The 2,559-nt window shown below is 37.0% G+C and carries 4 protein-coding genes; 1 reads left to right on the top strand and 3 read right to left on the bottom strand.

The annotated features are described in order from the left end of the window. A partial coding sequence (locus V7659_RS11160) for a CPBP family intramembrane glutamic endopeptidase (RefSeq protein WP_335540098.1) occupies nucleotides 1-655 on the top strand: 655 nt, incomplete at its 5' end. Between the two features lie 22 nt (nucleotides 656-677). Here V7659_RS11160 and V7659_RS11155 read toward each other — a convergent pair. The 3 genes from V7659_RS11155 to V7659_RS11145 form a co-directional block, all read right to left on the bottom strand. Further along, entirely contained in the window at nucleotides 678-995 is a 318-nt protein-coding gene (locus tag V7659_RS11155) for a hypothetical protein (protein WP_335540097.1), read from the bottom strand. 52 nt (nucleotides 996-1,047) lie between these two features. Beyond that, complete coding sequence (locus V7659_RS11150; protein WP_335540096.1) at nucleotides 1,048-1,476, bottom strand: acyl-CoA thioesterase; 429 nt, start codon at nucleotides 1,474-1,476, stop codon at nucleotides 1,048-1,050. 28 nt (nucleotides 1,477-1,504) lie between these two features. Next, the coding region (locus tag V7659_RS11145; RefSeq protein WP_335540095.1) for an AAA family ATPase at nucleotides 1,505-2,559 on the bottom strand (1,055 nt) is incomplete at its 5' end.

Here is a 2,559-nt window from a genome sequence, read left to right as displayed (position 1 = left end):
TTTTGGTTGGATGATTATTTCATTTTTTCTCGGAAATCTCTTGCTTGGATACTTGGATAATTTTATTGAAGGTTTTCATTTATCTCCATTTTCGCTTATCATGTTGAGTCAATTATTACTGTTGATTCCCATTTTAATGATAAGTTATGTGGTTAAGCAGTTTAAACAAGAAATAACGCCTTACTTTCACTGGCCTATTTTTACACGAGAAATTCAACTTCCTTTTAAAATCGGTTTTTCCTTTAAGAGATTTGTTCTTATTTTTGGCCTTTTGGCTGTGCTTTCTATAGGTATCACATTTCTATTTCAAGTAGAAAAGATTCAATTGCGTTCATTTTCATTAATTTTGTTATTCGCCTCGATGAATGCATTACTTGAAGAGTTATTATGGCGTGGCTTACTTCTGCCAAAACTGATCAGAATCACCAATCAACTAATTGGGGTAATCGTTACGAGCATTGCTTATGGTATTAACACCACTATGTTTGGTTTTTCACCAATATTATGTATGATTTATATTTTTCTAGGATTAGTGTTAGGTTGTTTAACGGTCAAAACAAAAAGTGTATTTCCTGCGATGATTGCTCATACTTTGGTCACCACTCTCTTTTTAATAAACGGGCTAATGACCATCCCTGTATATTATGGTTCATAACAAAAAGCACACTTAAAGGTGGTTACTCTTCAAGTGTGCTCTGATCCTTTTTCCAAATATGTTCTGATAATCCTTCTTTATGTAAAATGTCTCGTTGGCGCTCACCGAGTAAATCAAAATGGGAATAACCATCCTTGCGAACATGAATCCACTCTTTTTTTAATCCATGTTTTTGTCCCCAAGCTGCCAATTGCTCAAGGTTATTACAACCAACCTTGGTTACTGTATTACATCCTGGAAAGCGGTCATCTAACCAATAATGGGTTAAAAAAGCTAATTCTCCATTATCAATTTTTCTCTTCCACTCGATGACTTCCTGCCGTTTGATTCCAAAAGCCACCTAGGTCACCTCATTCCTAAAGAATTATGCCCGTACATGTGATATAAATTGATTATTTTATCTTAATCGCTTCATATTTTAGGAACCACTCAGGGAAGGCTTTTTTGAAAGAAGTCGGTCTAAAGTTATCCTTCTTAACAATAATGTGCGTGGTCTTCCCTTCCACACATATCTCATCATCACCATTTACAACTTTATAACCATATACCGTTTTGATGCCGTCATTTAATTCAACCCACGTTTGTACAAAACCTCGATCGCCATAACGTAACGGTTTTTTATAGGTCGCTTGGACGTCATAAACAGGGGCAAAATAACCTGACTCTTCCATTGCGAGATAACTATAGCCTAGATCCTCAATAAATCCAGTTCTGCCAAGTTCAAAGAATTTAAGATAATTAGCGTGGTAAATGACTCCCATCATATCCGTGTCCGCATAATAGAGTTGAATTTCTCGAGTCGAAATAAAATAGTTTTCCACAGGCCCTCACCCTTTCTACGATTGATTTTTACATTTTATTAATGGCTTTTATTACATCCTCAACCTCAAGTAGGAGTGACTTTTCAAAAAGATCTTCTTCATCCTCCACTTCCATTAACCTTGAGGCCTGTGCTTGGATCATTTCATCCACCATATTAGTTGCAAAACGGCCATTTCCTTTAAAGGATTCTTGATCCATTTTACTCAATAACAGCTGTTTGGCATCACTTGATAATTGGTATTGATAACTATCTGCATATACAGTCATGATTTGAAGCAGTTCTTCAGAAGAATAGTCTGGAAATAAGAAGAATTTTTTAAACCTTGAGCGAAGCCCTGGATTGCTTTCTAATAGCAAGTCCATTTCATCTGGATAACCAGCCAGGACTACTACTAAGTTTTCATTATGCTTGGTCATTTCATCGACAAGTGTATCGATGACTTCTTTGCCAAAATCACCTGAGGTCGAACTGAAAAGAGAATAGGCCTCATCAATAAATAAGACTCCCCCAAGAGCTTCTTTAATCTTTTTCTTCGTTTTTCCTGCAGTCTGACCAACATACCCAGCTACAAAGTCTGCTCTGCTTGCGACAATTAGATGGCCCCTTTTTAACATGCCACAGTCCTTCAAAAGCTCTGCATAAATCTTAGCTACCGTTGTTTTTCCTGTTCCCGGATTGCCAGTGAAAACGGCATGTAATTGAATTGGCACTGGCGCCAAACCTTTTTTCATCCGGTATTGCTGCATCTTTACAAAGTAAATCAGTGACCTCATTTCTAGCTTTAATGCATCTAAACCAATGAGACGGTCCAATTTTTCATAAGGGGATTCTTCAGCTTCTTCTTTTGCGATTAGAAAGTCATCTTTATTCAGTAACATAAAATCAAGGATATTTTCGTCCGAGACTTCCTTATTAGAGCCCTTTTTGAAAATTGCATCGATGACGATATTGCGGACTGTTCTTGCATTTCCGAAGGTATCATCGACCCGTTCAAGGTCAAGTCGATGGTTAATTTCGCTTTTAGCCTCGTCGCTAAGGAAATAATCATTATCTGCAGCGACTTTTTCTGCAATCCTTATTA

Origin of the sequence: Neobacillus drentensis, assembly GCF_036966985.1 — a bacterium.
GTDB classification, from domain to species: domain Bacteria; phylum Bacillota; class Bacilli; order Bacillales; family Cytobacillaceae; genus Neobacillus; species Neobacillus drentensis_E.
This window is presented reverse-complemented; position numbering and strand designations above follow the sequence as displayed.